At 67.0% G+C, this 4447-nt stretch carries 5 protein-coding genes and 1 tRNA gene; all 6 read right to left on the reverse strand.

What is annotated here, in order from left to right; genetic code table 11:
• Window positions 1-87: 87 nt before the first annotated feature.
• Window positions 88-160: transfer RNA gene (locus tag A9X01_RS24830), tRNA-Arg, on the reverse strand.
• A 39-nt stretch (window positions 161-199) separates the two neighbouring features.
• Window positions 200-1024, reverse strand: coding sequence for an LLM class F420-dependent oxidoreductase (locus tag A9X01_RS24835; RefSeq protein WP_081282622.1), 825 nt, complete (start codon window positions 1022-1024; stop codon window positions 200-202).
• Between the two features lie 6 nt (window positions 1025-1030).
• Entirely contained in the window at window positions 1031-2104 is a 1074-nt protein-coding gene (locus A9X01_RS24840; protein ID WP_065123260.1) for a poly-gamma-glutamate hydrolase family protein, read from the reverse strand.
• Window positions 2104-3330 (reverse strand): Nramp family divalent metal transporter, encoded by a 1227-nt coding sequence (locus A9X01_RS24845; RefSeq protein ID WP_065123261.1) that lies wholly within the window; start codon window positions 3328-3330, stop codon window positions 2104-2106. The genes A9X01_RS24840 and A9X01_RS24845 overlap by 1 nt, the downstream gene beginning before the upstream one ends.
• Window positions 3331-3424: 94 nt before the next feature.
• Window positions 3425-4138, reverse strand: a complete 714-nt coding sequence (locus A9X01_RS24850) for an SDR family oxidoreductase (RefSeq protein ID WP_065123262.1) — start codon at window positions 4136-4138, stop codon at window positions 3425-3427.
• 153 nt (window positions 4139-4291) lie between these two features.
• A partial coding sequence (locus tag A9X01_RS24855) for an SDR family oxidoreductase (RefSeq protein WP_155772270.1) occupies window positions 4292-4447 on the reverse strand: 156 nt, incomplete at its 5' end.

Below are 4447 nucleotides of genomic sequence, written 5' to 3' on the forward strand. Positions count from 1 at the left end.
AACTGTCAAGCATCAGCCGAAACACCGTCAGGCATCACCCGAAACAGAAATGTCAAGCATCAACCGACGTCATACACACCCAGAAAGTGCCCCCGGCAGGATTCGAACCTGCGACACCGGCTTTAGGAGAGCCGTGCTCTATCCCCTGAGCTACGGGGGCGGACCCGCTGAGCTTACCGGTCCCCCCAAAGACCGGGGCTCAGCGCAGTTCCGCCATCACTTTGGCGAAGTTGTCGATGTGGTTGTCCTGCACGGTGAAGTGCGTGATCCCGTACTTGTCGCGGTGGCTCGACAGCTTCTCGGCCATCTCGTGGGGAGTCCCGCTGAGCACCGAGTGCATGGCCAGCAGCTGTTCGTCGGACAAGTCCGGCGCGTTACGGCGGGTCAGCGACAGGTTGGGGACCGTCTCACCCTCGCGCGGAACCGCGGTGATCACCAGGTTCAACTCGAGCGCTTCGAACCGGTCACCGGCGGCGGCGCGAACGAAGTCGATGCGCTCGGCCAGCGGGTCCTCCACGTCTCGTACCCGGGCCCCGGTCAGGGCGACGATGTCGGCGTGCCGCGCGGCCAGGGTCATCACCCGGTCACCGCTGCCGGCCACCATGATCGGCACCCTGGGGTGGTGCTCCTTGAGGTAGGCGGTCATGTGTTCCAGATAGTCGACGCGCGCTCCTGCGCTCGGGTACGGCAGCTCGGCCGCCTCGAATTCCTCACGCACGTAACCGGTTCCGAGGCCCACCTCCAGTCGGCCGTCGCTGAGTAGGTCTAGGGCCCCGATGTCCCGGCTCAGCAGTGCCGGCTTGTAGAAGGCGGCGTTGAGCACGTACATGCTCAGCCGGACCCGTTCGGTGACCATCGCGGCCGCCGTCAGCGTCGGAAACGGTGCGGCCGCACCGAGATGGTCTGGCACACAGATGATGTCGAAGCCCAGATCTTCCACTCTCTTCACCGTCTCCACCAGTGCCTCGCGAGACTTGAAGTAGCGAATGCTCACGCCGAAGCGAAAATCCTTGGCCACCAACAACTCCATTCAACGACGGGAAGAAACCTGCCACGACCGCGCCGCGGCCGCCAAACCATTGATCAATCCGGCAGTCACCGGCGACAAACCGTCCGGACCCGGCAGGGGACTGCGCGGGCTCAGCCCGCGGACCCGGACCGGAAGTTCCAGCTGGGTACCGGCGCCGCGAACCCGGTTGACCGGGTTGTCCGGATGCAGGCCCCGCAGTTCCCCGGGTATCACGTCGAGATTGGTGATCACTTGGTACCCGGGCAGCCGAACATGTTCGGCGACATGCGCCGCCAGCTTGCGATTCCGCCCACCGGCCAGCAGTTGTGCCTCGCGTCCGACCCGGCCGTACCCGTGCAGCGATACCGCCACCTCGACGTGCTCCAAAAATTCAGCGAGTCGGGCGGATTCGGCCGGATCGAATCGCGACGACGGCAGGTGGTGGGGGTATTGGTCGGGGTGGCGCAACACATACACGGAGGCGTCGACGGCATCGGCGGCCCGCTCGGCGATCACGTCGGTCATCTGTTCCAGTCCACCGCCATGAATGGCCAGAAACCCGAAGCGGGACCGCAGCCGGCTCAGCTCGACCATCCCGGGTTCCCCGAGCAAATCCGAAAGGGACTGCGGCCCAGTGCCATTCGGCGACATCGGTTGCGGCCAGCGGGCCGGATCCCAGCGGTGCAGAAAGTCGATCCAGCGTTGCGGCAGCCCGTGTTGGGTGGCGCCGTCGATGATCCGCAAGAGGTAACCCGGCCGGGGCGGGCCGGGTGTCACCCGGTGGTCGATGTACACCCATGCCGGTTCGGGGCCGGTGTCGGTGTGCACGGTCAGCTCGTCGCGCCGGTATCGCACCGGCACTCCTTCGGCACTGTCCAGGACGGTCAGGTCGTGATCGGAAATCTGCCAGACCACACCGTGCACCTCGTTGCCCGCGGATGGTTCGACGGTGGCCACGCCGCGCTGGTTGATCAGCCAGCCGTGATCGCACAGCACCGCCGGTCGCGGATCGATGGCGTCCGGACAGCGTCTCGCCATCTGGTTCACGCACAGGTTTGAGCCGTATGCGAAGTAGGGGTGCCGGCGGACCGGCATCAGCCCGTCGCGGTGAGGTAGATCAGCGCCACGTTAAGCAGACTAATCATCACCGCGACGACCCAGCCAACGATGGTGGTGACCCGATGGTTGGTATCGGCGCCCATGAGTTGGGGGTTGCCGGTCAGCCGGATCAGCGGGAGCACCGCGAACGGAATGCCGAACGACAGCACCACCTGCGAGAGCACCAGCGTCCGGGTGGGATCGACGTTCAGTGCCAGCAGGGCGATCGCCGGGCACAGCGTCACCAGCCGGCGCACCAGCATCGGCACCGACCAGTGCAGCAGCCCCTGCATGATCATGGCGCCGGCGTATGCCCCCACCGACGAGGACGCCAGTCCTGACGCGAGCAACCCGACGGCGAACAACACCGCGATCGTTGGGCCCATGGTGCCGCGGACCGCCTCGTAGGCAGCCTCGATGGAACCGACATCCCCGTGACCGCGCATGTTGTAGGCGGCCACCAGCAGCATTGCGGCGTTGACTCCGCCGGCGATCACCATGGCCACTCCGACGTCCCAGCGGGTGATGCGCAGTAGCCGTCGTCGGGTCGGCCCCGGCGCGGGATGCCCGTGCCGGTCGCGGGCCAGCCCGGAATGCAGGTACACCGCGTGCGGCATCACGGTGGCGCCCAGGATGGCCGCGGCCAGCAGCACGCTTTCGGTGCCTTGAAAGCGCGGCACCAGCCCGCCCAGCACGTCACCGGCCGGGGGTGTCGCGACGAAGAAGCTGGCGGTAAACCCGACCGCGATGATCAGCAGCAACCCGGTGATGACCGTCTCGAACAGGCGCTGGCCCCGGCGGTCCTTGATGGTCAACAGCAGCAGCGAGATCACGCCGGTGATCAGCCCGCCGACCGGCAACGGCAGGCCGAACAGGATGCGCAGCGCGACAGCCCCGCCGATCACTTCGGCGACGTCGGTGGACATTGCAACGATCTCGGCTTGCGCCCAGTACCCGAGCCGGGCCGGTCTCCCCATCCGCTCACCGATCGCCTCGGGAAGCGAACGGCCGGTGACCAATCCGAGTTTCGCCGAGAGGTATTGCACCAGGCCGGCCATCACGTTGGCGGCAACGATGACCCACAGCAGCAGGTAGCCGAACTGGGTGCCGGAGCTGACGTTGGCCGCGACGTTGCCCGGGTCCACGTAGGCGATCGCGGCAACGAACGCAGGGCCCAGCAGGTACCAGCTGGCCCGGTCCGAGGTCGCGGTCTCCTGCGCCAATGCACCAGCCTTCGGCCGTCGAGGAAGTGATTCCGAATGAAAAAAGTGAGGGTATCCGAAACGTTCCCGGCCGCGGTTGCGGGCCGCCGCGCGACTAGCCGGCGCTGATGCTGCCGCCGCCGTCCGCGCGCAGCACCTGCCCCGTCAGGTAACCGGCGTCTTCATCCAGCAACGCGCAGATCACGTGCGCGATCTCCGCGGGCGTGCCGACCCGGCCCATCGGGATGGCGCTGAGCAGGCGGGCCTCGCGCTCGGACCCAGCCGGGCTGCGCTCGCGGTACATCTCGGTCTCGATCGGGCCCGGTGCGACGGCGTTCACGGTGATGCCGGTCGCCGCAAGCTCGGCGGCCCAGATGCGGGTGCAGGTTTCCAGCGCGGCCTTCGCCGCGGCGTACGGGGTGCGCTCCCGGGTCCCGAGCGTTGTCAGGCTGCTGACATTGACGATTCGGCCCCATCCGCCGGCGGTCATGCCCGGCAGCACCGCTTGCACCACCTGCACCGCGGTGCGCACGTTCATGTCATAGGTCGAGAAGAGGTCGTCCAGCTCGATCGAGCCGATGCGGCCGAACCGCGCGAACCCGACGTTGTTCACCACTGCGTCGACAGTGCCGTCGGCCACCACTTGCTGCAACGTCGCCGCCGTGCCCGCCTGGTCGGCCAGGTCGACGGGATAAAACGGTCCCGGAAAATCCGTGGGCGCCGTCCGCGCCAGGCCGATCGGTTCGTTTCCGCTCGCGGCCACCCGGTCGGCGACCGCGCGGCCGATCCCTTTGGACGCTCCGGTGATCAGCACCCTTCGTTTGGGCATGACGTTCCCCTATCGCCGTGATGCTTCAGTCTGCGCCCTGGAGCGGTCGGCCGGGTATGGCGTAGCGGACAGAATTCCCACGGAAACCGACACGCCGCCGATCGAAGGCCTCGAATCATCTTCCAGCGCACGCACTTCGAGCGGGCAGTTACCTCACAGATCGGGAACAGGTATCTCCAAGTTGGGGAAGGTCAGCCCGCCGTCGACCTCTAATGTCTTGCCGGTCAAGAAGCTGCCCGCCGGCGAAGCCAAATACACTGCGGCAGCTGCGATGTCGGCCGGGTCGCCGAGGCGGCGCAGCGGTGTCGC

Origin of the sequence: Mycobacterium asiaticum, from assembly GCF_001668675.1 — a bacterium.
Lineage (GTDB): Bacteria > Actinomycetota > Actinomycetes > Mycobacteriales > Mycobacteriaceae > Mycobacterium > Mycobacterium asiaticum_D.

What these genes read in the sequence shown, in the direction of transcription:
- A9X01_RS24840 (WP_065123260.1), bottom strand. Translation starts at nt 2,104, where the DNA reads ATGCCGGTCCGCCGGCACCCCTACTTCGCATACGGCTCAAACCTGTGC.
- A9X01_RS24850 (WP_065123262.1), bottom strand. Translation starts at nt 4,138, where the DNA reads ATGCCCAAACGAAGGGTGCTGATCACCGGAGCGTCCAAAGGGATCGGC.